Source organism: Bacillus sp. ok061 (assembly GCF_900108285.1).
GTDB classification, from domain to species: Bacteria; Bacillota; Bacilli; order Bacillales; family Bacillaceae_G; genus Bacillus_A; species Bacillus_A thuringiensis_S.
Genome location: NZ_FNUW01000007.1, coordinates 125,513 through 150,596, shown reverse-complemented (window position 1 = coordinate 150,596; position 25,084 = coordinate 125,513). Strand labels below are relative to the sequence as shown.

The following is a 25,084-nucleotide window of genomic DNA, read 5'->3' as shown; positions in this document are numbered from 1 at the left end:
TAAGAAAAAATGAATTTTATGAAACGAGCAATTCTCAGTATGAAAAAAAGGATAGGAACATCATTAATTTTGATGGCAGTTTTTCTGATTGTTACAAATTTGGTTCTTTCAGGTTTCACAATCCAAAATGCATCAAAAAAAGCAGCGGATGCTGCAAGAAAAAAACTTGGTGCAGATGTTACTTTAGGTCTTGATTTCGACAAATTAGGTCAAAAAGCTAAGGAAACTGGAGAAATGCCAAATCCGCCGCAGCTCGATGCAAAAGAAACAGATCAATTAGCGAAGTCCAAGTATGTAAAAGATTATAATTACATAGCTAACACTTTCGGTATTTCTGATGGGCTTAAACTAGTAGGAGCTTCAGAAGGAGAAGAAGAAGGAAAAGGTAAAGTGGGAATGGCGGCTGCGCGAGGCGGTTCAAGCTCTGGTACAGAAATAGATATGAATGCTTCTTTTATGATTGAGGGAGTTCGCAAGACTGCATTACAAGAAAGCTTTAAAAACGGAAAAAGTAAAATCATTGATGGAAAACCAATAACAGAGCAAATGAAGGATCAGAATGTAGCTTTAATGGAAAAACGATTAGCGGAATTAAACAATTTGAAAGTAGGAGACAAAGTTAAAGTGCAATCAGGGGATAAGAAGGAAACCCTTGAGGTTGAAATTATCGGTATTTACGAAACAAATGAGCAAGCAATGGGTCAACAGGCTCCTCCTATTATGGATCCAGCTAATAAACTATATATGCCGCATTCAACTATGAAAAAATTAGAAGTAGACCAAGGTATAAGTAGTGTTCAAGTCGTGTATTTCTTGAATGATCCACAATATATTGATGCATTTAAAAAAGAAGCAAGAAAATCTAATATTGATTTTAATTATTATAAATTAGATGCGCATGATTCATTGTACAAGCAAATGATTGGTCCTATCGAAAATATTTCTTCGACTTCTCAAATGATTATTTATATTGTATCGATTGCAGGTGCGATCATTTTAGGATTAATCATTATGCTATCAATTAAAGGACGTCGTAAAGAAATGGGAATTCTATTGTCCATTGGAGAGAAAAAGTGGAAGCTGATGGCGCAATTCGTAGTAGAAGTAGTGTGTGTCGCTATTTTAGCATTTGGATTATCCATAACAACAGGAGCTAAAGTTTCTCAATATATCGGGGATAATTTACTTTCGAATGAAATTGCTACTTCAAGCGAAGAAACAGATACCTCGCAACATGGTACTGTAATGATGGCTGGACCTGGTGGTACTCTACAAAATCAAAAAGAAGATCCGATTGATAAAATTGATGTAAGTGTAACAGGAGAAGATGTAGGGAAAATGGGTGGAATTGGACTAGCTATTGCTATAATAGCAACGCTTCTTCCAGCATTATCTATTCTACGTTTAAACCCAAAACAAATTCTTTTAAAAGATGAATGAGGAGGCTCGATATGGAGACAATTTTACAGTTTAAAAATTTGGATTATTATTATGAAAGTAATGGAAAAAATGTAGCGATACTAGAAAATGTTAACTTTTCTTTTCAAAAAGGACATTTCTACACGATTTTAGGACCATCTGGATCTGGTAAAACCACAACCCTAAGCTTAGGTTGTGGACTAGATGTCCCTAAAAATGGTTATGTACTGTATAATGGCAAAGATATTAGAAAAATTGGTTTGGATCGATACCGTAATCAAAATGTATCTGTAATTTTCCAATCTTATAACTTAATAACCTATATGACAGCTCTTCAAAATGTCTTAACAGCAATGGAAATTACAGGTGTTAAAGTGCAAAATAAAACAGCAAGAGCATTACAATTATTAGAGAGGGTAGGACTCTCAGAAGCTGAAGCGAAACGAAACGTCCTGCAACTAAGCGGTGGGCAACAACAGCGTGTAGCAATTGCTCGAGCACTATCTTGTAATGTTGATTTATTGATTGCGGATGAGCCGACAGGAAACCTTGATGAGGAAACCGCAATGGATATTATAGAACTGTTTCAAGAACTTGCACATAAAGAGAATAAATGCATTATTGTTGTGACGCACTCACAGGAGGTTGCTAAAAAATCAGATCGTGCAGTGTATTTAAGTAAGAAGAAGTTGGTCGTAAATGAAATCTAATATAAACATCGTAGTTGTTCGATTCACATAATTTTAAAAATTTAGACCTTTCAAAATATTATATTTATTTTATAATAAAATCAAGCCATAACCAAAATGGTCTCCCTGTACTGAATGTTAAAATAGTTTGTTGTTCCCGTTTTAATAATATTTGAAAAAGAACTTGTAGGATATTCTACAAGTTCTTTTTAGTATAATTGGTTACCTATATCATGGGATAATCACACATAAAAAACGGAACATTACCTAGATGTATAATCTAAATATCGTCCCGTTTACCTACTCTGTATAGTTATTGCAGAATTAAACCTACAATCATAATTAAACTAAATACTATCATCCAACCAAACGCACAATAGCCAAAAATTCTAATCCATTTAGGTAATTGATGCATGTTAATTTTATTTGTGGGAACTCCTTGCATAGAAAACATCATTTTTTGATCTCTATCTCTATTATTTTGTTGTTCATGCATAATATCATCACCTTTCCAGAACTATTGTGTTTATAGTATATCAGCCTAAAGAAAATTATGTACAGAATAAGAGGGGATAGCATAAATATTATGTGGTGAATTTTATAAATAAAGACATTTAATTGCCATGGTTCTAAGCGCTAATACGTTATAAATACTGAACAAGAGCCCTACATAAATAGGACTCTTGTTCTTCAAATATTAAGTTGCTGGATATAGATTAGAACCAAGGTAACGTTCTTTTATAATTTGAAGATGATGAAGCTCATGACCAGCAATGATGTATGCTAATGCACGAACTGTAACTTCAGAATTATTCGCATTTCCTCTTTGTGACCAAGCTTCTTTATCTAAGCTTCTAAGTAAATGCAGGGTAGATTGGCGAACAACTATTAAATTCTCAAGAAGATCTTGCATAGATTGCTTATCAAAAGCAGCTCTAAGAACATACATATCATCATTATAGCCTGGAAGTTCTGCTGTCTCGCCTCGAGCAATTGATAGCAATCGATACGCCATAATCCGTTCTGTATCTGCTATATGACCGATTACTTCTTTTATACTCCATTTAGTAGGAGCATACCGGAAAAGTCCCTCACTATCAGAAATTCCCTTTAATAAAAGATTCGTTTCCTTCATTTGTTGTTCTAGAATATGTATGATATTTCCGTCTGATACCAAGTTGGTATACGTTGCATAATAGGAGTTATATTCACTTGCTTGTGGTCTTATTTGCATACGAATCATCCTTTTTGTTTTATGTTTAATCTTTATATATAGCTTAACATAAAAGAATTCCAAATTAATCTGAAAATGGAGGTGAATATACATTTTTCATCCTCCTTTTCAGTTTCATAGATGAAATGTATCTCAAATAAGAGAATCTAATTTGCTGCTAAGCGTAATTTCGCTTTTTCTGCTGTTATAGTAGAAGGTAAATATTTAAGGTGAATACAGTTTTTCGCTACTTATGACAATCGCCATTTAAAAAGTAGCATACGTCATTAAACGAAAAGCCTGTTAATAAGTTTATACTTACTACAAAAACAAATAAACTCATCCTATTTAAAGGAGAGTTTATTTGTTTTTATGTTTAGATAGCGGAATACTCATGCAAAATTGCACACTATGTTCCATATTTTTTATTGAATACTTTATATCTAACGTTTCAAGAATTTGTTTAACAATATATAGCCCCAAACCACTTCCTCCAGTATTTCGATTCCTTGATTTTTCAATTCGATAAAATGGTTTGAAAATTTGTTGAATATCTTCATCTTTAATATTGATACCTGTATTTATAATTTTCATTTCGATTTGATCTTGTTTAGAATTCTCTCTTAACTTTATATAGACTTTTTCATTATGTGGTGAATACATAACCGCATTGTGGATAATATTTTTACATGCTTTTTCTAAAAGAGCACAATCTGTATAAATAGAAAGGTCAGAATCAATTTCTTTTATTATTTCGATGCTTTTTTGAGAAGCAAAAAATTCGAGATCTTTTGTGATTGTACCTATTAACTTTGAAGGGTTAACTTCCTCTACTTTTAGTTTGAAGGTGTGTTGTTCTAATTTCGATACGCTTAAAATTTCACGAACTAATTGTTCCATACTTTCAATAATTCGATGATTTTTCTTTAAATATTGATCGCGATTTTGATAAGGGCCAATATTGTAAATCATCCCTTCTAAGTAGCCTTTCATTACAGTAAGAGGGGACTTTAATTCATGTGCTACAATCGCAAAAAACTCTCTGCGTTTTGTTTCTATTTCTCTTTCTTTTTCAATATCATTTTTTAATTGTTCATTTGCTTTTTTTAAATCAAACATAGCTTGTTGTAAGTTAATAGACATGTCATTCAAACTATTAGACAATTCTCCTAACTCATCTGTAGAGCGAACCTCAATTTTTTCGGAGAAATCTAAATTTGCCATCTTTTGTGCACCTTCATTAATATAAATAAGTGGCTTTGTAATAAACCTGGAATAAAAATAAGCACTCCCTATACCAATAATGAGCACAATGATACTAATATAGGGGAGAAAGCGTACTAAAACTTGTGAAGCTTCATCAATCGGTTGAAATGTAGCAAACACTACAAGCGTTAAACTACCATCTTGGAATTGAATTGGTTTCGTAACATTATATGAATTGCTGAGGGTACCTACATTCTCGAACCGTGTTGCTCTAGTAACTACTGTTGTTTGCGAACCACTTTGAGTAAAAGAAAATGAAGGAGAGTATTTAATTATTCCCTCATTATTTTGAAGATAAAGCATCGCATTATTTTTTTTTGCGTATTCATCAAAAAGTGGTATCGCATCTTGAAACGTAAGATCTTTAGACTTATCAATGATTTCTTTTATCCCTGTTTGAAGTTGATCTGTTTTGTATTGCTCATAAAATGTAGGGAGAAAGAAGTATAAAGTTAAATAAATCAATACTGCAAAGGATAACAAAATGAGAGATGTAGTCATAAAGAGTTTATAAGTAATTTGCTTCATCTTCATGAGTTTCACAATACTATTCATCAATTTTATAACCAATACCCTTTATTGTTTTAATATAAGGGATAGCTAATTTTTTACGTAGATTTTTAATATGTGTATCAATTATTCGTGTTTCTCCAAAATAATCGTACCCCCAAACCTTCTCTACGATATTTTCTCTTGTAAGTACTTTTCTCTCATTTTGAAATAGTAGTTGTAGAATTTCAAACTCTTTTGTCGTTAATATAATTTCAACGTCATTTACATATACTCTATATGCATCCACATCAATACGCACTTCTTTAAATATCAAATGATTATTTACATTTTTATCATAACTTCTTCTAAGTACAGCTTCGACTCGTCTAATCAAAACATGAAATGAAAAGGGTTTTGTTATATAATCATCGATCCCAAGGTCGAATCCTTTCATTTGATCTTCCTCTTCTTCCAACGCAGTTAGCATAATAATTGGTACGTTTGACTGACTTCGGATCATTTTAGAAACTTCAAACCCATTAAGATTGGGCATCATGACATCTAGAAGAATTAAATCAAAGGATTGCTTATTAAATTGTGTCATACCCTCTAGTCCATCTGAAGCGACTACCACTGTATAATGCTGTGTCATTAAAAACTGTTTAATTAATTCCTGAATTTCTTGATCGTCCTCTACCACGAGAATATGATAGTTTTTCATAATATCACCTCTGGTAGTCATTATAGCCGTACTATCTGGAGTTTATGTGGAGATACAGTAGGAAACTGCATAGGGTGTTTAACGTCTTAGCTCCATTTACTTTGTTGTATGGTTGAAAAAACTTATCGTATGAAAAGATGTACGAAAAACTAATGTATAATATAAAATGTATGTAATTTCTGAAATTTCGCAAAAATACACTTGTGCTTCTTTACCAAAAGAGGGAAAGGAATTTCAATATAGAAGAAGCTACAGTAATACTAGAGTGTGTGCCAAGAACTTTGGACTTCTTTCATCTAGTTTCTGTTTAATCGTTAATCACTACATAACAATGCTCTTGCTAAACCAAAAGTTTAAAGGTACGAACTTGAAGAGGTTTACATAATACTAGAAAGGTTGTGAAATGATTTGAAGGGTTATAAAGCTATGCTGTTTGATTTAGATGATACGTTACTTGATAGGGATAAGGCAGTAGCGGCATTATTTTTAATTGTTTTAGAAAAGTGTTATGAAAATGTAGATGGTGCAGCTAAAAGCAACATGTTACAGAAATTCAAAGAATACGATAAAAGAGAATATGGCATAAGTAATAAAACGACAATTTTAGAATCATTGTTTGATGAATTCACGCCGAAGTATAGATTGCCACGCAATTATATCCAAGATTTTTGGAATAATAATTTCCCTAGATGTTTTTCAATAGACCCAAATACTATTCATTTCTTAAATCAAATAAAGAAGCACTTTAAAGTTGGAATTATAACAAATGGCTCAACTCAGAGGCAAAAAGCTAAAATATTTAACACGAATTTAAATAGGTATTTTGAAACAATCATTATTTCTGAAGAAGTGGGATTTAGTAAACCTGATAAACGTATATTCGAACTAGCATTAAATAAGCTAAATTTACAGCCGGAAAATACTTTATTTGTTGGGGATGACTTAGAAAAGGATATTGCTGGTCCTCAAAATGTAAATATAAAAGGTGTGTGGTTTAACCCTCAGAAAATCAAGAATACTACCAAAATACAACCATATGCCGAGATTAACACTTTGGATAGTTTGTTAAGTTATGTTACTCCACAATATTTTTATAACAAGTAAAAGTAATCTCATATATATTCAAAAATATAAAAAAGAGAAACAATCATTAATTTCATTGACCGTATTAGTAATAAAAAATATATATTTACAATAAAAAATAGAGGCGATTTTAATAGCTGCGGCTAATTTAATCTATGATTAATACGAAGTTTTGTAAAACAATTTTACTCATACTGTGTAAATTATAAAGGGGTGGGACTATGGAAATAAAGAAAGTAGTAATCGATGGAATCAATATTGCGGTCATTAGAAACGATAAGGTATTAATATCGGATGTTCAGTCTGCATTAGATACTATGGCAACAGTTCAATATGAGGTAGATGCGAAACATATTATTATCCATAAATCTTTAATAAGTGAAGATTTCTTTGATCTAAAAACACGGCTTGCGGGCGATATCCTTCAAAAGTTTATAAACTACAAGGTAAAGATTGCTATTGTTGGAGATTTCTCTATGTATACTAGTAAAAGCTTAAAGGATTTTATTTATGAATGTAATAAAGGGAATGACATTTTTTACTTAGCAACTGAACAACAAGCAATTGAAAAACTAAGTACATTAAAGTAATAATTATATCCTGCTAAATTCCCCCATTTCACTTAGTTCATGATTATATACGATATAGAAGAACTGATGTTTGTGGTAAACTAAGAGATGAATAAAGGGGGAGTTTTCTTGAACAATTTTAATAATATAATCCAAAATTTAAATAATATAGTTTACAAACCTAACAACTTAATGATTACGAATCTAAAAGAAGAAAAGCAAAACGCAGAATATGCAGGATGTTTATTTGACTTAAATAACAAAACCATTCGTTTTAGAAAATCAAAAGTTACACCTAATAAAATTGGTCAATTTGTTTCTTTTTGGGAGAAAGATGACAATATGCAAAATCAAGCATTTTCTTATGACACTGCTCCTGACTTATTAGTTATTACTTGTATAGATGATCATAAACTAGGACAATTTATTTTGCCTAAAGAGATTCTTCTTAAGGAAAAAATCTTGAGAGCACAAAATCAAAAAGGCAAGATGGCTATGAGGATTTATCCTATATGGGATAAGCCTGTCAGCAATCAAGCTAAAAAGAGCCAAATGTGGCAACTTCAGTATTTTGTTGATTTAAGCGATCATAATAATTTACCTATAGACAAACTATTAAATTTGTATTCGTAGCTTCTTATCTTAAGTGATCTTGTCGGTTAGACTTTTTGTACCGGTACAGTTAAATGAAATGTACGTTGTTACAGTACCCCTTAAAATTTACAATCAGCATATATTATTTAAACTTATAAAATTTTAAGGGGTGCTAAATATGACAAGTTTACAAGATCAGCTTTTCACAAGATTAAATCTTAAAAAACGTAATGAAGTAACGTTTGAAGAATTACCTACTATACTCTTTTCATTTGCGCATACTATACCATTTGAGAATTTAGACGTTATAGCACGTAATACGAATCAAATCTCTCTGGAAAACTTACGAGAGAAAATTTTAACTAGTTCCCGTGGTGGACTTTGCTACGAATTAAACACTCTTTTTTACTATTTCTTAAAAGACTGTGGCTATGATGTACAACTGGCATTAGGTACGGTTTATAAAAGTGATATAAATGCATGGGCACTTGAGGATGGCCATATAACAATTATTTTAACTTATGCTAATGTACAGTATTTAATTGATGTAGGTATAGCTTCGTTAGTACCTCTTGTTCCTGTACCTTTTACTGATGAGTCTGTTTCTTCAAAGAATGGTTCGTACCGGGTGAGACGAAAAGATACGAGTAAAGGAAATTATGTTTTAGAAAGAATAGATGCTGCTGGAGAATGGAAAGTATGTCATGCTTTTTATAAACATATTATTGATGAGATAGTAGTAAACGATGTTCAAAGAAGAGTAATAGAAGATGAGAAATCTATTTTTAATAAGGGACCAATTGCAGTGAAATTGACGGACTATGGCCATGTCTCTTTAACGAATAATAGTGTAACTGAAATTATTTATGGAGCAAAAACAAAGCGTGAGGTTACAGAAGAACAATATAGAGAGCTTTTATATACTTTATTTGCTATTAAGTTATGAATAATAAAGATAGCCGGTACTTATTCAGAAGCGGCTATCTTTATTATTTTTTGTGTAAATGGTTTTCGTCTAATATGTTTCGGAAAATGCGGTATAGTTAATGTTTTTAATGTTTTCTCAGTTTCTTCATATGTATGAAAAACTGGTTCTTTTGCAGCAGAATAATATGATTTAAAGTTTGATTTTCTTAATACATATAATACACTAGAACAGTACGAAAAAGTATGTACAATGAACTTTGAATGTAAAGGAAGATTATTATGTCGGTTATTGATAAATTGAAACTTAATAAGTATACAAATATGGTCGTTATTAACGAACCAAGTGAGTATGACATTTTTACAGGTAAAGAAACTGCATTCTCAAAAGAACACGATGCTATCTTTATATTTGTAGAAACGCTTGATGAAATGGTGAAACAAACGAATTTTATTATTAGTAATGAAGAATTACTAATTGAAAAAGGTTACGTGTTCTTCGCATATCCGAAAAAAGGTAATGCTCGTTATAGTACGTTTATTCACCGTGATGAGATGTTTCCGGCATTAAATGTTGGAGAAGATGGTTATGTGGGAGAAAGCGATATTAAATTTGCACGAATGGTAAGTATGGATGAAGTCTTTACTGTTGTAGGTTTAAAACGTGAAAAGAAAAAAACAATGAAAACATCTGCTATGAGTCAATGTGTTGCCGATTATGCAGATCGAATTAAAGATGTTGAAGCATTATTAGCTAATCATCCGAATGAACTTAAGTTTTATCAAAGTTTAACGCCTGGATACCAAAAAGATTGGGCACGTAATCTTTTTTCTGTGAAACAAGAAAAAACACGTGAAAAACGTCTAGAGAAAATGATAGAAATCCTTTCACAAGGCTATAAAACAATTGAATTATTCCGTAAGAAGAAAAAATAATGATTAAGAAAGTCACAATGCTGCAACAATTAATTGTGATGAGTACATTGAAAAAAGTATTCCTTCCATTATACTAAGGAATGTTCTTATATTTATATAATTACCAAAAGAGAAAAGGTGTTTGAAATGAAATCGTATATTGTAGTTGGATCTGGAATTTTAGGAGCGTCTACTGCTTATCATCTTGCTAAGGCAGGTGCGAATGTTACTATCGTGGATCGCCAACAATTAGGACAAGCAACTGATGCAGGAGCAGGTATTGTATGTCCATGGCTATCACAGCGTCGTAATAAAGCATGGTATAAAATTGTTAAAGGCGGTGCACGTTACTATTCTTCGTTAATTCAGCAATTAGAAGAAGACGGTGAAACTGACACAGGGTATAATCGTGTAGGTGCAATTAGTTTACATACTGACGAGAAAAAGTTAGATCAAATGGAAGAGCGAGCTTATAAACGACGTGAAGATGCCCCAGAGATTGGTGAAATCACTCGCTTATCAGCTGAAGAAACAAAAAAATTATTCCCAGCATTATCAGACGAATATAGTTCTGTTCATATTAGTGGTGCTGCACGAGTAAATGGAAGATTATTACGCAATGCATTAATAAGTGCTGCGAAAAAACATGGTGCAACTTTTATAAAAGGCGATGCCATATTAGTACGTGAAGGAAATCATATTACTGGAGTTACAGTAAACGATGAAACAATCTTAGCGGAAAAGGTTATTGTAACTGCAGGCGCATGGGCGAATGAAATCTTGAACCCATTAGGAATTAATTTCTTAGTTACATTCCAAAAAGGACAAATTGTTCATCTGCAAATTGAAAATACAGCAACAGAAAATATGCCAGTTGTTATGCCACCAAACGATCAATATATTTTAACGTTTGACAATGGTCATGTCGTAATTGGTGCAACACATGAGAATGATACTGGTTTCGATCATCGTGTAACAGCAGGTGGTTTACATGAAGTATTCCATAAGGCATTATCAGTTGCACCTGGCTTAGAAAATGCTACAATGCTTGAAACGAGAGTTGGGTTCAGACCATTCACACCAGGATTCTTACCTGTTATAGGACCACTACCTAACTTTGAAGGAATTTTCGTTGCGAATGGATTAGGAGCTTCGGGTTTAACAGCTGGTCCATACTTAGGAGCGGAACTTGCTAAACTATCGCTCGGACAACCGATTGAATTAGATTTAAATGATTATGACGTTGCTGGCGCAATTGAATAATATAGGGTACTGCTAACATTTAGGAAAAACCATGCTAAACAAATTCGACAGGGAATAAGCAGTTTTTCCTCTGTTAAGAGTAAGCCTGTTTATGAAAAGTAAAATTCTTTAAAAATAGAGGGCCGACATTATAAACCTGCATTAATAATGTAGAATTGTGATGTCGGCTCTTTATTCATATTGATTTAAAACTTATTTTCGAGAGGAGATTAAGTAATGAGAGCGCCATATCAAGTATTGATATTTCCTTATATAAAAACTGCCAATTCCATTCAATATGCTATTTTCAACCGAAGTGATTATGGTTATTGGCAAGGAATAGCTGGTGGCGGAGAAGACGGTGAGATTCCTATTGAATCAGCAAAACGGGAAGCGTTTGAAGAGGCTGGTATTACAAGAGAATGTCCATATATACAATTAGATTCTGTGTCTTCACTACCAGTAGAGGATGTAGTTGGAGGATTCCTTTGGGGAGAAGAGGTTTATGTAATAAAAGAATTTTCTTTTGGAGTTAAAGTCCCTACAAAAAACATATCATTATCTAAAGAACACTTCAATTATAAATGGTTATGCTTTGAGGAAGCAGTAACGTTTTTGAAATGGGATAGCAACAAAACAGCATTGTGGGAATTAAACAAAAGATTATTAAAACAATAAAAGTGTTAGCTAACAAAGATAGTAGTGGAACAAGAATTGAACCATTAACAAATCCTTGCTACACTTCTAAACAATGTTTTAGATTATAAAATAGAGTAATATAGATTTTGCATAGGTAATGCACTAAGAGAACTTGCACTAAGAAAAGCTCTATACAGTTGACTCTGAAAAAATGAAAATAGTTAGAAATATTTTTATATCGTACGGTTTTTGGCTATGAATAACGGAATAAATATTAAGTATTCAACAGTTTAAATATAACGAGTTAGCTTTTTATTTTAAGAAGAAAGATGACTCGTTTTATGCTAAAATTCGCTTAGTGTATATTTTCGTTAAAATGTGGGTGGGCCCCTTTTAGCAAAACCGGAGTGGGAATGATGAGTATAAATAGTTTTGTGGGATTGATAAAGGACGAATTATTAAAAGAGGTAAGCATAAGAAGTGAGGATAAATTCGAGCCTGTAGTAGTTAAAGATATTCCTAGACTTTGGAAGTGTTTAGGAACAGGTAATTATGCCGCAGTATTCATGCACAGAGAATACAAAGATTGGGTAGTGAAAGTTTACGTGCGAGAAGGAGAAGGAATTGAAAAAGAGTCAGAAGTATACCGAAGAATTGGAGATCATCCTTCTTATTCAAAACTTATATATAAAGGAGAAAATTTCATAGTATTGAAACGTTTAAAAGAAATTACCTTATACGATGCTATTCATAAGGGTATTAAAATTCCTAAGCAAGTAATACTTGATATTAATGAGGCTTTAGAGTATGCGAGGGAACAAGGGTTAACTCCTTGTGATGTTCACGGGAAAAATGTGATGATGGAAAAAGGAAGGGGATATGTAGTCGATGTATCTGATTTCTTAAAAACAAAAGAAGATAGTAAGTGGAGAGACCTAGAAAAGGCATATTTCACCTTTTATTTTCCTTTCATTTATAAATTACCTTTCCCCGTTAAAATACCGTATTTTATGTTAAACATTGTTAGACGTTCGTACAGAAAATATAAGAAGCTTAAAAAGAAATTCAAATTATAAAAGGACCACATATGTTCCTGAAAACGATTTGAATTCATATAAATAACTTTAGAAAAATTTAAAATTTTGTTTAGGGGCTACTTCAAGACCTTAGCTTGCTGGGTATGTGGTGCTACCCCATTACTATCAACTTAAGAATTGATAGTAATGGGGTATTTAATTTCTTATCTTGATGAGTATGGGATACTGCCAGCATTTCTTCTATATTCTTGTTGTAGGGTGTTATAAAATTTTTAAGTTAATAGGCCTTGAGTGGCATACATAGCAGAATTAACGAGTAAATGTAATAATCTCATCAACAGCTTTGATATAACCACCTGCCTCACGGAATGATTGACTAATTTTTTTGGCATTCTCTTTGTAAATCGAATGCTGAAACACTTCATTAACGGCATGTTTTAAATCCTCGGCCGATAATTGCTGGATATTTAACATAAATCCTGCGCCAAGTTCGTATACTCGCTCAGCAATCGTATGCTGATCATTTATAAATGGGAGCATAACTAGAGGTACTTCAAAATAAAGTGATTCACTTGTGCTATTCATTCCACAATGACTAATAAATACATCCGCTTGACGCAGTATATCTAATTGTGGAAGATAGTTACCAACAATAAAATTATCAGGTATATCTCCTAGCTGCTCCACTGTTAATTGTTTGCCTATACTAAGTACTACTTTCGTATTGAGATCTTTTAAACCGACGAAACATTTTTGATAGAATTCAGGCTGATTATTAATTATGGTTCCCATAGAAATATAAATCACACGTTCTCCTTTTAATTCATCAACCGAAAAATCATTTAGAGTTTCATTTTCAGCAATGGAAGGACCGATAAAAATATAGCCATCCTTAAAATCCTTGCTGTTTCTTTGGAAATAGCGAGAAGTAAAGACAATATTCAAATCGCCTGAACCCGGACAAAGTAAAAAATTATCAGATAGGGATACTTCATATTTTCCTTCTAAATATTGTTTCCTTTTTGCTATTTCTTCTAATTGCAAAAATGCTTGTAGCATGGCTAAACGTTCCTGTTTTTGTCCTATGTTTCTTGTTCCTGTCAGGTTCATATTTTCTTTTAGTTCTTGTGAAAAAGCAAACGTGGTCCAAGTTGCAATAGATGCTAAACCTCTATGGTGAGCAACCCATTTTCCAGGTAAAGACTGTGCATCATAGAGGATGTAATCGTATGTTTCTTTGGAGATTTCTTCAAAAATGGAATCAGTAATTCTTTCCATAGCATGAAGGAAGTGTAATAAGTACTCTTGAGGATGGGAAGTCATAAGATTCATAGTTTCCGAAAGCTCTCTTTGTGCCTCTTGATTGATGGGACGGAATTGTGCACCTGCTTTTTTGATTTTTTCTTCAAAATCATTTGATGAATAATAGACAATGTTGTCTCCACGTTGTACTAAATCATGTACTAATCCTAATGTTGGATTTAAGTGTCCTTCTCCACCTATATTGATGTAAAGTGCTTTTTTCATCTTTATCCCCTCCAGTAAATTTGATATCGTAAAATGTAAACGTTTTTTTATTTTGTTTGAATTATAACAAACGAAGTGAATAAATGTCTATTTTCATTTTTGAATATTCTTAATTTTTAGAGGGTATTTTATTTAGATAACTTGATGGATGTGGCGAGACCCCACATCCATCAAGTTAAGAAAAAGAAACACCCCAAAAACAAAAAAATGAGATGACTTCTCAAAGTAACTAACTGTAGAGAAAGAAAAATTTCATTTAGTGGGTACTTCAAAACCTTAGCTTAATGGCGATGGGTTCACCATATCAAAACAAAAAAATTGTGCGTATAGACATATTTTTCAACCGCTTCCTGTACGTTAAGAGAATCGTTATTTTTTTACAGTTTTTTTATTATGGAATTCAAAATAACTAATTATAATAGGTGAAAAAACAATCAATAGTTGGGTTACGGAAAGGATTCGAATTTACATTCTTTCTCAATACATATTATGGATAAATAAAGTAAAATATGGGTTATGGTTATGTCTCATGTTGTGTTAATCCTAACAATAACTAAGGGTACATAATATGCTTTCATACCTTTGAATAATTTTGTTATAGAAGGGATGGAGATTTAAATGGCTCAAATTGTTGGTATTGATAGATACCTTTGTACTGGGGCTTTAATCTATATGCGTGAGGGCCTTTCCCTAAGTCTTGTTAGGAAGTAAGGAACAGCAAGCAAACACTTATACAATATGAATAGAGGAGAGGAATGCCTTATGAAAATACGTAGTCAAATTACATGTGCAAGTTTGGCCCTTTTAATAGTTGGAAGTTCCCTGTTATATACAACACCAACCTCAATTGTAAAAGCAGAGCCCACTCAAAATGTATCTAGTTCGTTACAAACAAATACTCAACGAGATCATACTTCCGTCAAGCAAGCAATGCGGGATACATTGCAACTTGGATACCCGGGGATACTTGCTAAAACTTCTGAGGGTGGAAAAACGTGGGGGTATGCCGCTGGAATAGCGGATCTGAGAACCAAGAAACCAATGAAAACAGATTTTCGCTTTCGCATTGGGAGTGTGACGAAGACGTTCACCGCAACAGTTGTACTTCAATTAGCTGGAGAGAATCGCCTGAAGCTAAACGACTACATCGAAGACTGGTTGCCTGGTGTCATTCAAGGAAATGGATATGATGGTAACAAGATTACTATCCGGCACATATTGAACCATACAAGTGGTATCGCTGAATACTCAAGGTCAAAAGACGCTGATTTTACGGATACAAAAAAATCGTATACGGCTGAAGAGTTAGTGAAGATGGGGGTTTCTCTGCCTCCAGACTTTGCTCCAGGAAAGGGCTGGTCTTATTCAAACACAGGATACGTATTACTGGGCATTCTTATTGAAAAAGTAACTGGAAACAGCTATGCGGAAGAGGTTGAAAATCGAATTATTGAACCACTTGAATTGTCGAATACATTCCTACCAGGCAACTCAAGTGTTATTCCAGGCACTAACCATGCCCGTGGATATGTCCAACCAGACGGAGCAAGTGAGCTAAAAGACGTTACTTATTATAACCCAAGTGCAGGTAGCTCTGCTGGAGATATGATTTCTACTGCTGACGACTTAAACAAATTCTTCTCTTACTTGCTCGGTGGCAAGTTACTGAAGGAACAGCAACTAAAACAAATGCTTACTACAGTTCCTACAGGAAAAGAAGGAATCGATGGATATGGTCTTGGAATCTATGAAACTAAGCTGCCAAGCGGTGTCTCGATATGGGGACACTCAGGTGGCATTCTAGGGTTTACAACTCTAGTTGGAGGTACACTTGGAGGCAATCATACGTTGGTCGTCAATTGGAATAGTTTGGGTAGAACTGGCAGTCCTAATCCTTTTAAAAATATTTTACTTGCTGAATTTAGCAAGTAGGAAAAAAGGAAAAATTTATCGTAGTTTTCATAATTGAAAATGTACTTTTCTGGTTCAAAAGCCCCAACTTATTTTCAAGAAAACTTTGGGGCTTTTTTTGTTTTGGTGGCGTTTATTCTTAAGTTGATGGATGTGTGGTGCTACCCCAAAATAAAAAGATTAGGAGTGAATCCTAATCTTTTTATTTATACATATTTTTGGTTGTTATATCACTATCAATTCCAAAACGGGATATTTTGAATAAATGAAACCGTCAAAATTAGTGTTGATGCGGAACCAGCAGTTACTAAAGTTACTATTTTTCGTCCATTCTGTTCTTTTGAAGGTTTTATAAGTTCTGTAATTAACACAATCCATATTATGATAGAGACTATTGAAATAATATTTATAGACATATGTATCACATCCCTTCTTGTTTTTACATAAATATTTCTTCTTTTATAAAATAAAAGCAATTTAACAAGAAAACATGTACCTCATTAAAAATCAATATTTCCCTGTTAAACCAACTTTTTTAAATAGAAATACGACTGATAAAACGATAACAACAGCCTTCAAACTTCCCCAATATGGATAAATAGTATGATCTGTTAGACTAGCATATTGAAAAATATTCTCTAAACCGAAAATTCCTATCATGACTGCTAAAATAAATGAAGCTGATCCATACGTCCCGTTATGATAGAGGGTAAATAAGTATATTGCACATATAAGTGGTACGATGATTTGTAATAAGAGTGTCATAATTAGTCCCCCAGTATATTGATACTTATATTATATACAAAATTGTAATAAAAAGGAATGCGACTTATTTAATACTAACAGAACTACTCTAATCATATTCTTCTATAAAAAAGAAGAAAAAGGGGTGTACAGTTAATTGACAAAAGTTAAAGTTAATTTACGACCCATTGTTCATAACGTAAATTTACCAACCGTATTGAAAACAACGATACTTCCAGGTGAATCGACCGAAAGACTATTTATCGCAACTCAATTAGGAGAGATTTTTTACATAGGGGAAGGAGTTATAAAGAAATTTTTAGATATTCGTCACCTAATTATTAAATTAGGTACATCTGAAGAAGGTGTTTCTAGTAGCGGTTATGATGAACGAGGATTACTAGGACTTGCATTTCATCCACAATTTTATCAAAACGGTTTATTTTATCTTCATTATTCAGTAGCCGGAACTCAAGGTCCAGGTGCACTTTCTGAACAATTTAAACCGAATCCTTGTGACCCTAAAACGTTAAATTTAAAGTGGGTTAATAGAAATACGCAATATGATCACATTGATACAGTGGAAGAATGGACTTTACAATCTAACGGCCAAGCTCAAAAGCGACGAACATTACTGAATGTAAGAAGACCATTTTTTAATCATAACGGAGTCAATAGTTTAAATTTTTCACCTGAGACTGGAAAACTTGTTTTTACAAATGGAGATGGCGGATCAGGTTATGATCCATTTAATTTAAGCCAAGATGATTTAGAAATAGCAGGAAAAATAATTGAAATCGATGTAAATAAAAATACATTTATAAATAACCCTCCTGTAGTTACACGCTTTAATGACCTCCCTTTATCTATACAAGAAACACTTACAGTAATTGCAAAAGGAGTACGTAATATAACCGGCATTTCATTTCAAAGGTTTTATAATCAATATATCAAATACACCGGAAATGTCGGACAGGATATTGTAGAGTCTATTTTTTCATTTGTTCAATATAAACCTATACCAGTTACAGAACTTGTTCAAATGCATTTTATGAGGTTAACTCCCAATCAAGATGGTTTTATCAATTTTGGGTGGCGAGGATGGGAAGGGGATTTACCTACTTCTTTTATACGACATTGTTCCGAAAATCAGACTTTGGATGAGAGAACAATAGTTTATTATGATGAAACAATACAAACTTCAGTGAAGCGTATTCTGCCTCTACTTAGTTATTTTCATAAAGATTCTAGAACCGATAAGTTTGGAGGAACTTCACTTACAGGAGTTCAGCCATATATGGGAAATGCGATTTCAAATTTAACGGGTAGCGTTGTTTTTACCGACCTTGCTAAGAAAGAAGATTCTCGACCGCCGGTTAAGGGTGTTTTAGCTTATACTAGAGCAGGTACAGACGGTAAACATGCTGACTTTCGTGTTATTGAAACCAATTATGATTTTGGTACGCAAGCAGCTTATTATATGAGTTTAGGAACAAGTTCGGATCAAACTAGATTATATTTAGGAGTTTACAGTTCTATGAAAGTAACTGATTTTAACAAAGGTACCATTTTTGAAATTATTCCTTGATACGATACAAATACGCAGTCTAAAAACATAAGGAATTTATTCTGTTTCCAAAACGCAAGACTTAACTTATCCCCCTAAAAATCTTCAATGTATTAGCATCTATTAACTTGTAGAAAGTAACTCATAAACCATATGTGTACGAATAATATAGAAAGTAATGAATGAGGTATCTTTAGGGGGAATTTTGATGAATCGGTTTGTACGTTATTGGTATCAACTGATGATAGAACATGATACGAACTTTGTTCATAAAAGAAAATTGTCCCTTGCGAATAAGTTAGTACTTACAGCTTTAATGAGTGCATTGGCCACCATGTTTCAAGCAGCAGGAAACTTAGTTCCTGGTATAGGTTTACTCATTAGTCCATTTTCGACATTGCCAATTTTTTTTGCTATTTTCTATTCTATTCGTGAGGGAATACTTTCTTATATTCTTACTATTTTTCTATTATTTATTATTGAGCCAAGTGAACTAATTGTCTTTCCTTTTACTACAGGCTTATTAGGTCTAGCCTTAGGACTAGCCTTTTTAAAATTCAAGAGGAGAATTTGGATTGTTTCCTTTTCAGCGACTTGTCTACTTATAGGGATTATGATCGTTCTCGATGTTTTCCGTTTTCCGGTACTTGGTCCTACTGTTCATACAACTATGGACATAAAAATTATTTTATCAATATTTATACTGAGCTTTCTATACTGCTGGATTTATGCAGGTTTTTGCAGAATAATGATGAATAGATTATGTAAAGTGTTGTATTGACAATGGCATAATGAAGATTGGAGAATGCATTCATGACTAACGTTGCAGTTAGAAGACCGAATTTGAATGATGTAGATGAACTATATTTATTTTTCCGTATCGTTATTACGAATACATACAAAAATGAAGGATTGTCACAATTATTGGATGACATAGAAAATGAAATTAACTCAAAAAAGCAGTATTTGAAAAGTGATTTTGAAAGTAACGGAGAAAGTCGTTACTTTTTATTAGCGATTGATACAAGTAATGATAAAATCATTGGAACAATCGAAACCGGTCCAGCAAGTACATTGATTACTAGTTGTACAGGTGGTGTACTTAAAAATTTGTATGAAATAGGAACTGTATTCATACTTCCCGAGTATCAAAGAAAGGGAATAGGGAGTTTATTACTACATACAATGTTTCTTACATTACTTAGCAGAGGGATAACAGAATATTGTTTAGATAGTGGATATAAAAATGCGCAAAGTATATGGATGAAAAAGTTCGGAAAACCTAGCTATGTATTGAAAGATTACTGGGGAGAATCCAGTGATCATATGATTTGGAAGAAAAGTTTACATGATACACCTATAATATTTGAATTATAAAATGAAATATGCCCCTGAACATAGCTTTTCTTACTTATGTATGCTATTATTTATCTTTATAATAAAAGAGGACGTGAATGAACTTGATTAAAATTAGTATCCCTGAAGTTGATGTTACAATTACTGAACGTAAACAAGTTATTAAAGGAGACGAGCCAATCATTACTCCAATTAATGGATTTATCGATTTCCACTTGTTCCCTAGAGATAAAGGCGGCATTTTTATGTTTTACAATATTAATGACGAACTACTTTTCGTAGGTAAAGCTCGTAAAATTAGACAACGTATTAAGAAGCATTTTGAAGATAATGTTTCACCAATTAAAAATCACCGTGATGAAGTATACCGCATTGATGCATGTATCGTAGAAGATCCAACAGAAAGAGAAATTTACGAAACATATATCATTAATGAATACAAAGCGAAATATAACGTTGATAAAGTATTCTACAAATAATCAACATTAATAAAAAACAATCCTAGCTAATATGCCAGGATTGTTTTTTATTTAGATTTATTCTTCATATCTTTCTCCTTTTTTTAAATGATTAGCCACAATAAAACAGGATATCCCTATAAATATAAGTACAATACCAAGCGTTTTATGTTTTCCCTCAAAGAAAGGAATATCTGAAATAACATTTGTCATACATAGTCCTAAAAATACAAGGATAGGGCCCATCCAAAGTAATACATTACCGAATTTTGTGTGCTTCCACATAATAACCCTCCTTAATTCTCTTTACATATATATCCATAAATTAAAAGTAAATTCATAGAGAAATATAGTTTTTTTCATATCGAAAATTTAACCCTCATATATTGGTACAAGCAAAAGAGAAAGGAGACCATCATGAATTGGTTAGAAGCTTTCATATTAGGTATAATTCAAGGTTTAACAGAATTTTTACCAATCAGTAGTACCGGACATCTTTATTTAGGAAGACATTTATTTCAATTAGATGAAGCAGGCTTATTTTTAGATACGATGTTGCATATTGGGACTTTACTTGCAGTGTTTATTTATTACAAAAAAGAAGTTATATATTTAATTAAAAACCCATTTTCAAAGCTCATGTTATTACTTATCGTTGGGACAATACCCGCAGTTGTAATTGGTTTATTGTTTAAAGACTTCTTTGAAGATATTTCAAAAACAGGAATCACAATCGGTTGGGAGTTTTTAATGACCGGATTCTTTCTCTACATGGCAGATAAACAAAAGAATGGTCGTAAAAAAATGGATGACATAACATATAAAGACGCATTAATTATCGGTTCATTTCAAGCGGCCGCTATTTTTCCAGCCATTTCCCGTTCTGGAATGACAATTGTCGCTGCATTATGGAGAAAATTAGACCGTGAAACAGCTGCTTACTTTTCTTTTTTACTTTCGACACCAGCAATCGCCGGAGCTATCATTTTGCAATTTGTAGACGTTTTTCAAGGGAAAGCAGAATCTATTTCTAGTACATCTTTAATTGTCGGAACGTTATCAGCATCGTTTTTTGGATACATAGCCGTTTCATGGATGATTCAATATTTAAAACGTCACTCCTTAAAAGTATTCGCGTATTACGTATGGGGATTAGGTATTTTAATTTTAACGTTGCAATTTACTGATGTATTTTAAGTATAATGAAAAAGAAGTTAATTAGTTTAAGATCCTGTTTCATTCATACAAGGCAGGATCTCTTTTTATTAAGGGGGAAAACATGTTTAATAAGGCTATCGTTATTGGTGGAAGTATGGCAGGAAAGTTTGCAGCAAAAGCATTATCAACTTCTTTTAAAGAAGTAATCATTTTAGAAGTCGGTGAAAAATGGGATGGAAAAGCTTCAAGAAAAAGAGTTCCACAAAGTAATCATCCTCACGTGTTATTAAAAGGTGGAGAAAAAGCAATTGAAGAATTGTTTCCTACTATTACGCATGAATTAATAGAAGCGGGCAGTATTATAAACAACTTTACACGTGATTTGAAATGGCATCAATTCGGTCTATGGAAACAACCGTTCATAGGGGAAGTACATATGATTCAACAAAGTCGTCCTTTGCTAGAATGGTATATTCAAAAACGAATACACCAAATTTCAAATATTACTATTAAATATGAAACATTGGTTAAAGGGTTATTGGTAGATGGAAAGCTTAACAAAGTGTGTGGAGTAAAAGTTAAATATTTAGAGACAGACACACAAGAAGAAGTTCATGCAGATATTGTAGTTGATGCAAGTGGATTTGGTTCAAAAAGTATAGAGTGGCTACGAGAATACGAAATTGAAGTACAAGAAGAAAAAGTTCGTATTGATTTATTTTACACAACGAAAATGTTTAAACTTAAAGAAAGTGAGGAGTTAGACTGTTGTAATATGCTAATGTCTCCGAGTTTCCCTGATAACCCTTATGGCGTTCTTATTCAAACGATAGAAGATAATCGTTATTTTGTTACTTTCAGTGGATACGCAAATGAGAAAGCACCACAAACAGATGATGAGTTTTATGATTTTGCTGAAAACCTATCAATTTCTAATGTTACAGAGTTTCTAAACAAAGCTGAGGGGATTACTGATATAAAGACATACAAAATCCCTTATCAAGTACGTCGGCGATTTGATTTAGTGAATAATTTACCAGAAGGATTGTTAGTAGTTGGAGATGCGCAATGTCGTTTTGATCCCGTTTTCGGCCAAGGCGTATCAGTTGCTGCTATGGAGGCTCACCAGTTGCAATTACTTCTGCAAGGTAGAAAACAACTTGATAAAACATTTACACAACAATTTTATAAAAAGGCAGCTACTATAATAGAAACCCCTTGGGATATGACAACGACGGAAATATCACGTCACCCGCAGCTAAAGAGAGAATTAACTACAAAACAAAAATTTCAGCTATGGTATACGAAACAAATATATCGACTATCCGCGAATGATTCTGATGTTTATATTCGTTTAGTACGAGTGATGAATTTAATTCGTAGTCCATTTCATCTTTTTCATCCGAAAGTGCTACTATCTGTATTGCTTAATCGAAAAAAATAGCAGGAATATGATTGATTAAAAAAGAATGTATAACAGTTAGTAAATCAAGAGGGAGAATACGGGATGGAAATATACATAGAGCAACTAAAGAAACAAGATGCTAAGGATTTATTTACGTTTGAACTTACGAATAAATCTTTCTTTGAAACAATGGTACCAAATCGTGGCTCAAAATATTTTGAATTTGAATATTTCCAAAAACTACTAGACGATTTATTAATAGAACAAGCGGATGGAGATTCTTATTTTTATTTAATTCGTAATGAAGAAAAAGAAATTGTAGGGCGAATCAATTTAGTAGATATAGATACGGAAACTCGAATTAGTTCGCTAGGGTATCGGGTCGGAGAAAAATTTACTAAAAAAGGAGTTGCAACAGCAGCCGTAAAATTAATTTTAGATGTAGCGAAAAATAATGAAATTACTGAAGTTCATGCTAAAACAACTACTAATAATCTCGCATCACAAATTGTACTAGAAAAAAGTGGATTTTCTTCTTATCAAAACGAATCAGATACAACATCTGTAGAATTAAATGGAGAACATGTGAAGTTTGTACATTATATTTGGAGAAATACTTCGCGCTTATAATAAGGAGGACTTATTCATGAATGATTTACGTTATCCAATTGGCCAATTTACATACAAACGTCCTATAACTGAAGAAATGATTGATACATGGATTCAAGAAATTGAAGATTTACCTAATGAACTAACAAAGGCAATTAAAGATTTAGATCAGAAGCAGTTAGATACACCGTATCGCGTTGGAGGTTGGACGGTCCGTCAAGTTGTTCATCACGTCGTTGATAGCCATATGAATAGCTACATACGCTTTAAATTAGCACTGACAGAAAAGAATCCAACTATTAAGCCGTATAAAGAAGAGAAGTGGGCAGAGTTACCTGATTCAAAATTACCAGTAGATGTTTCACTAGTAATGCTAGATTCATTACATAAAAGATGGGTTAACCTTTTATATTCTCTAGAAATTGAAGATTTAGAAAAGACATTTAACCATCCTGAAACTGGTGAAACAAAACTTGCTGTTGCAATAGGACTATACGCATGGCATGGTCGTCATCATACAGCTCATATTACATCTTTAAGAAAGCGTCTAAATTGGTAACATGGATATCATATTAGAGAAGGCGACAGAAACTGATGCAGAAGTTATATTTCAAATGCAAATAGACTCATTTAGCCCTTTATTACATAAATATAAAGACTATGAAACAAATCCAGCAAATGAAACTATCGAAAAAACTATTTGTAGAATAAATCATGTAGACGGTGGCTTCTATAAAATAATAGTGGCTATGAATCTTGTTGGAGCGATATGCATTTCACAAAAAGAAACACCCTCTAAATTTTGGATCAGTCCAATGTTTATTCATCCGGGTTATCAAGGAAAAGGAATTGCTCAAAAGGTGATTACATTAATTGAGGAAATGTTTCTTGAAGCAACGAGCTGGGAACTTGCTACTATTTTAGAAGAAGAGAAAAATTGTTTTTTGTATGAAAAGATGGGGTATAAAAGAACAGAAGTTATAAAGAAATTAAATGATGAAACTACACTTATTTATTACAAAAACGAAAGGTAAAGCATTTAAAATACGCTTTACCTTTTTATGTTACTTTAGATTAAATATACAAAAACAATGTATGTTATTCCAAAATACTCGGGTTAGTAATTTTAAAAGTGAATAAAAATACAAAAACTACTAATTTGTCGTAAATGTTACTAACGCTTTTTGAATGCTTAAAATACTATCGTCACCTTTAAATTCTTTCGTAATTGGATCCTCCATACTAGACACCCAAATTTTAAGTTCTGCATCTAAATCAAAATGCCCAGCCGTTTCGATGCTATATTGTGTAATACTTTTATAAGGAATAGAATGGTATTCTGTTTTTTTGCCAGTTACTCCTTGTTTATCTACTAAAATAAGACGACGATTTGTAAATACGATTAGATCACGAATTAATTTATAAGCATGCTCTACTTTTTCATCGTCTAGCATAATCTTCTCTAAATCACGTTCTACACTTTCAGAACTCGTATTTGATGCATTTCCTAAAATACCGCTAAATAAACCCATATTAAATTCCTCCT

Annotated in this window: 29 protein-coding genes; 20 read left to right on the top strand and 9 right to left on the bottom strand. The window is 32.7% G+C overall.

What is annotated here, in order from left to right; translation table 11 throughout:
- Window positions 1-9: 9 nt before the first annotated feature.
- Both C4S65_RS12335 and C4S65_RS12330 read left to right on the top strand, forming a co-directional pair.
- On the top strand, window positions 10-1,440 hold the full coding sequence (locus C4S65_RS12335; protein ID WP_061666117.1) for an ABC transporter permease: 1,431 nt from the start codon (window positions 10-12) through the stop codon (window positions 1,438-1,440).
- Window positions 1,441-1,451: 11 nt separating this feature from the next.
- A complete protein-coding gene (locus C4S65_RS12330; RefSeq protein ID WP_000447864.1) occupies window positions 1,452-2,129 on the top strand; it encodes an ABC transporter ATP-binding protein in 678 nt (225 codons plus the stop codon).
- A gap of 292 nt (window positions 2,130-2,421) precedes the next feature.
- Here the strand turns inward: C4S65_RS12330 and C4S65_RS12325 are convergent, their stop codons facing one another.
- From C4S65_RS12325 to C4S65_RS12310, 4 genes are all read right to left on the bottom strand, one after another.
- On the bottom strand, window positions 2,422-2,604 hold the full coding sequence (locus tag C4S65_RS12325; RefSeq protein ID WP_061666118.1) for a hypothetical protein: 183 nt from the start codon (window positions 2,602-2,604) through the stop codon (window positions 2,422-2,424).
- A 201-nt stretch (window positions 2,605-2,805) separates the two neighbouring features.
- Complete coding sequence (locus C4S65_RS12320; RefSeq protein ID WP_042973330.1) at window positions 2,806-3,342, bottom strand: DinB family protein; 537 nt, start codon at window positions 3,340-3,342, stop codon at window positions 2,806-2,808.
- A 339-nt stretch (window positions 3,343-3,681) separates the two neighbouring features.
- Window positions 3,682-5,142 carry a HAMP domain-containing sensor histidine kinase gene (locus C4S65_RS12315; RefSeq protein WP_061666119.1) on the bottom strand — a complete coding sequence of 487 codons (1,461 nt, stop codon included), beginning with the start codon at window positions 5,140-5,142 and terminating at the stop codon, window positions 3,682-3,684.
- A complete protein-coding gene (locus C4S65_RS12310; protein WP_000800727.1) occupies window positions 5,135-5,800 on the bottom strand; it encodes a response regulator transcription factor in 666 nt (221 codons plus the stop codon). Before C4S65_RS12310 ends, C4S65_RS12315 begins: the two co-directional genes overlap by 8 nt.
- Window positions 5,801-6,226: 426 nt before the next feature.
- Here C4S65_RS12310 and C4S65_RS12305 point away from each other — a divergent pair, with 426 nt between their 5' ends.
- The 8 genes from C4S65_RS12305 to C4S65_RS12270 all read left to right on the top strand — a co-directional run bounded on the left by C4S65_RS12305 (window position 6,227) and on the right by C4S65_RS12270 (window position 12,842).
- Complete coding sequence (locus C4S65_RS12305) at window positions 6,227-6,904, top strand: HAD-IA family hydrolase (RefSeq protein WP_000895694.1); 678 nt, start codon at window positions 6,227-6,229, stop codon at window positions 6,902-6,904.
- A gap of 200 nt (window positions 6,905-7,104) precedes the next feature.
- Window positions 7,105-7,473: a DUF4180 domain-containing protein gene (locus tag C4S65_RS12300; RefSeq protein WP_000403464.1), complete on the top strand. Its 369-nt coding sequence runs from the start codon at window positions 7,105-7,107 to the stop codon at window positions 7,471-7,473.
- Window positions 7,474-7,560: 87 nt separating this feature from the next.
- Window positions 7,561-8,085 (top strand): MepB family protein, encoded by a 525-nt coding sequence (locus tag C4S65_RS12295; RefSeq protein ID WP_003307143.1) that lies wholly within the window; start codon window positions 7,561-7,563, stop codon window positions 8,083-8,085.
- A 139-nt stretch (window positions 8,086-8,224) separates the two neighbouring features.
- Window positions 8,225-8,992, top strand: a complete 768-nt coding sequence (locus tag C4S65_RS12290; RefSeq protein WP_000202754.1) for an arylamine N-acetyltransferase — start codon at window positions 8,225-8,227, stop codon at window positions 8,990-8,992.
- Between the two features lie 260 nt (window positions 8,993-9,252).
- On the top strand, window positions 9,253-9,906 hold the full coding sequence (locus C4S65_RS12285; RefSeq protein WP_000110856.1) for a YdeI/OmpD-associated family protein: 654 nt from the start codon (window positions 9,253-9,255) through the stop codon (window positions 9,904-9,906).
- A gap of 126 nt (window positions 9,907-10,032) precedes the next feature.
- The gene (locus tag C4S65_RS12280; RefSeq protein ID WP_061666122.1) at window positions 10,033-11,148 is read left to right on the top strand and encodes an FAD-binding oxidoreductase; all 1,116 of its coding nucleotides are present in this window, start codon (window positions 10,033-10,035) and stop codon (window positions 11,146-11,148) included.
- Window positions 11,149-11,364: 216 nt separating this feature from the next.
- Window positions 11,365-11,805, top strand: a complete 441-nt coding sequence (locus C4S65_RS12275) for an NUDIX pyrophosphatase (protein ID WP_001202592.1) — start codon at window positions 11,365-11,367, stop codon at window positions 11,803-11,805.
- Window positions 11,806-12,182: 377 nt separating this feature from the next.
- Window positions 12,183-12,842: a serine/threonine protein kinase gene (locus tag C4S65_RS12270; RefSeq protein WP_000026525.1), complete on the top strand. Its 660-nt coding sequence runs from the start codon at window positions 12,183-12,185 to the stop codon at window positions 12,840-12,842.
- 270 nt (window positions 12,843-13,112) lie between these two features.
- Here C4S65_RS12270 and C4S65_RS12265 read toward each other — a convergent pair whose 3' ends face one another.
- The gene (locus C4S65_RS12265) at window positions 13,113-14,330 is read right to left on the bottom strand and encodes a macrolide family glycosyltransferase (protein WP_098285686.1); all 1,218 of its coding nucleotides are present in this window, start codon (window positions 14,328-14,330) and stop codon (window positions 13,113-13,115) included.
- 762 nt (window positions 14,331-15,092) lie between these two features.
- On the opposite strand from C4S65_RS12265, the gene C4S65_RS12260 reads away from it, so the two are divergent.
- The gene (locus C4S65_RS12260; RefSeq protein WP_000702514.1) at window positions 15,093-16,262 is read left to right on the top strand and encodes a serine hydrolase domain-containing protein; all 1,170 of its coding nucleotides are present in this window, start codon (window positions 15,093-15,095) and stop codon (window positions 16,260-16,262) included.
- 215 nt (window positions 16,263-16,477) lie between these two features.
- On the opposite strand, the gene C4S65_RS12255 is transcribed toward C4S65_RS12260, so the two are convergent.
- Both C4S65_RS12255 and C4S65_RS12250 read right to left on the bottom strand, forming a co-directional pair.
- The gene (locus C4S65_RS12255) at window positions 16,478-16,657 is read right to left on the bottom strand and encodes a hypothetical protein (protein WP_000026325.1); all 180 of its coding nucleotides are present in this window, start codon (window positions 16,655-16,657) and stop codon (window positions 16,478-16,480) included.
- A gap of 91 nt (window positions 16,658-16,748) precedes the next feature.
- Window positions 16,749-17,006 (bottom strand): hypothetical protein, encoded by a 258-nt coding sequence (locus C4S65_RS12250; RefSeq protein ID WP_061667892.1) that lies wholly within the window; start codon window positions 17,004-17,006, stop codon window positions 16,749-16,751.
- A 136-nt stretch (window positions 17,007-17,142) separates the two neighbouring features.
- Here C4S65_RS12250 and C4S65_RS12245 point away from each other — a divergent pair, with 136 nt between their 5' ends.
- From C4S65_RS12245 to C4S65_RS12230, 4 genes are all read left to right on the top strand, one after another.
- On the top strand, window positions 17,143-18,573 hold the full coding sequence (locus tag C4S65_RS12245) for a PQQ-dependent sugar dehydrogenase (protein ID WP_000169962.1): 1,431 nt from the start codon (window positions 17,143-17,145) through the stop codon (window positions 18,571-18,573).
- A 187-nt stretch (window positions 18,574-18,760) separates the two neighbouring features.
- The gene (locus tag C4S65_RS12240; protein ID WP_061667893.1) at window positions 18,761-19,333 is read left to right on the top strand and encodes a hypothetical protein; all 573 of its coding nucleotides are present in this window, start codon (window positions 18,761-18,763) and stop codon (window positions 19,331-19,333) included.
- Window positions 19,334-19,365: 32 nt separating this feature from the next.
- Window positions 19,366-19,929 (top strand): GNAT family N-acetyltransferase, encoded by a 564-nt coding sequence (locus C4S65_RS12235; RefSeq protein ID WP_016081371.1) that lies wholly within the window; start codon window positions 19,366-19,368, stop codon window positions 19,927-19,929.
- A gap of 77 nt (window positions 19,930-20,006) precedes the next feature.
- Entirely contained in the window at window positions 20,007-20,387 is a 381-nt protein-coding gene (locus C4S65_RS12230; protein WP_001048947.1) for a nucleotide excision repair endonuclease, read from the top strand.
- Between the two features lie 57 nt (window positions 20,388-20,444).
- Here C4S65_RS12230 and C4S65_RS12225 read toward each other — a convergent pair whose 3' ends face one another.
- Window positions 20,445-20,651, bottom strand: coding sequence for a hypothetical protein (locus C4S65_RS12225; protein WP_103945241.1), 207 nt, complete (start codon window positions 20,649-20,651; stop codon window positions 20,445-20,447).
- 132 nt (window positions 20,652-20,783) lie between these two features.
- Here C4S65_RS12225 and C4S65_RS12220 point away from each other — a divergent pair, with 132 nt between their 5' ends.
- The 5 genes from C4S65_RS12220 to C4S65_RS12200 all read left to right on the top strand — a co-directional run bounded on the left by C4S65_RS12220 (window position 20,784) and on the right by C4S65_RS12200 (window position 24,572).
- On the top strand, window positions 20,784-21,563 hold the full coding sequence (locus C4S65_RS12220; protein WP_098838502.1) for an undecaprenyl-diphosphate phosphatase: 780 nt from the start codon (window positions 20,784-20,786) through the stop codon (window positions 21,561-21,563).
- Between the two features lie 82 nt (window positions 21,564-21,645).
- The gene (locus C4S65_RS12215) at window positions 21,646-22,968 is read left to right on the top strand and encodes an FAD-dependent oxidoreductase (protein WP_098516592.1); all 1,323 of its coding nucleotides are present in this window, start codon (window positions 21,646-21,648) and stop codon (window positions 22,966-22,968) included.
- A 63-nt stretch (window positions 22,969-23,031) separates the two neighbouring features.
- Window positions 23,032-23,559 (top strand): GNAT family N-acetyltransferase, encoded by a 528-nt coding sequence (locus C4S65_RS12210; protein ID WP_061667895.1) that lies wholly within the window; start codon window positions 23,032-23,034, stop codon window positions 23,557-23,559.
- Window positions 23,560-23,575: 16 nt separating this feature from the next.
- On the top strand, window positions 23,576-24,097 hold the full coding sequence (locus C4S65_RS12205) for a YfiT family bacillithiol transferase (protein ID WP_000999070.1): 522 nt from the start codon (window positions 23,576-23,578) through the stop codon (window positions 24,095-24,097).
- A 1-nt stretch (window position 24,098) separates the two neighbouring features.
- Window positions 24,099-24,572, top strand: coding sequence for a GNAT family N-acetyltransferase (locus tag C4S65_RS12200; RefSeq protein WP_098285689.1), 474 nt, complete (start codon window positions 24,099-24,101; stop codon window positions 24,570-24,572).
- Window positions 24,573-24,692: 120 nt separating this feature from the next.
- Here C4S65_RS12200 and C4S65_RS12195 read toward each other — a convergent pair whose 3' ends face one another.
- The gene (locus tag C4S65_RS12195) at window positions 24,693-25,070 is read right to left on the bottom strand and encodes a PH domain-containing protein (RefSeq protein ID WP_000522473.1); all 378 of its coding nucleotides are present in this window, start codon (window positions 25,068-25,070) and stop codon (window positions 24,693-24,695) included.
- Window positions 25,071-25,084: the final 14 nt, after the last annotated feature.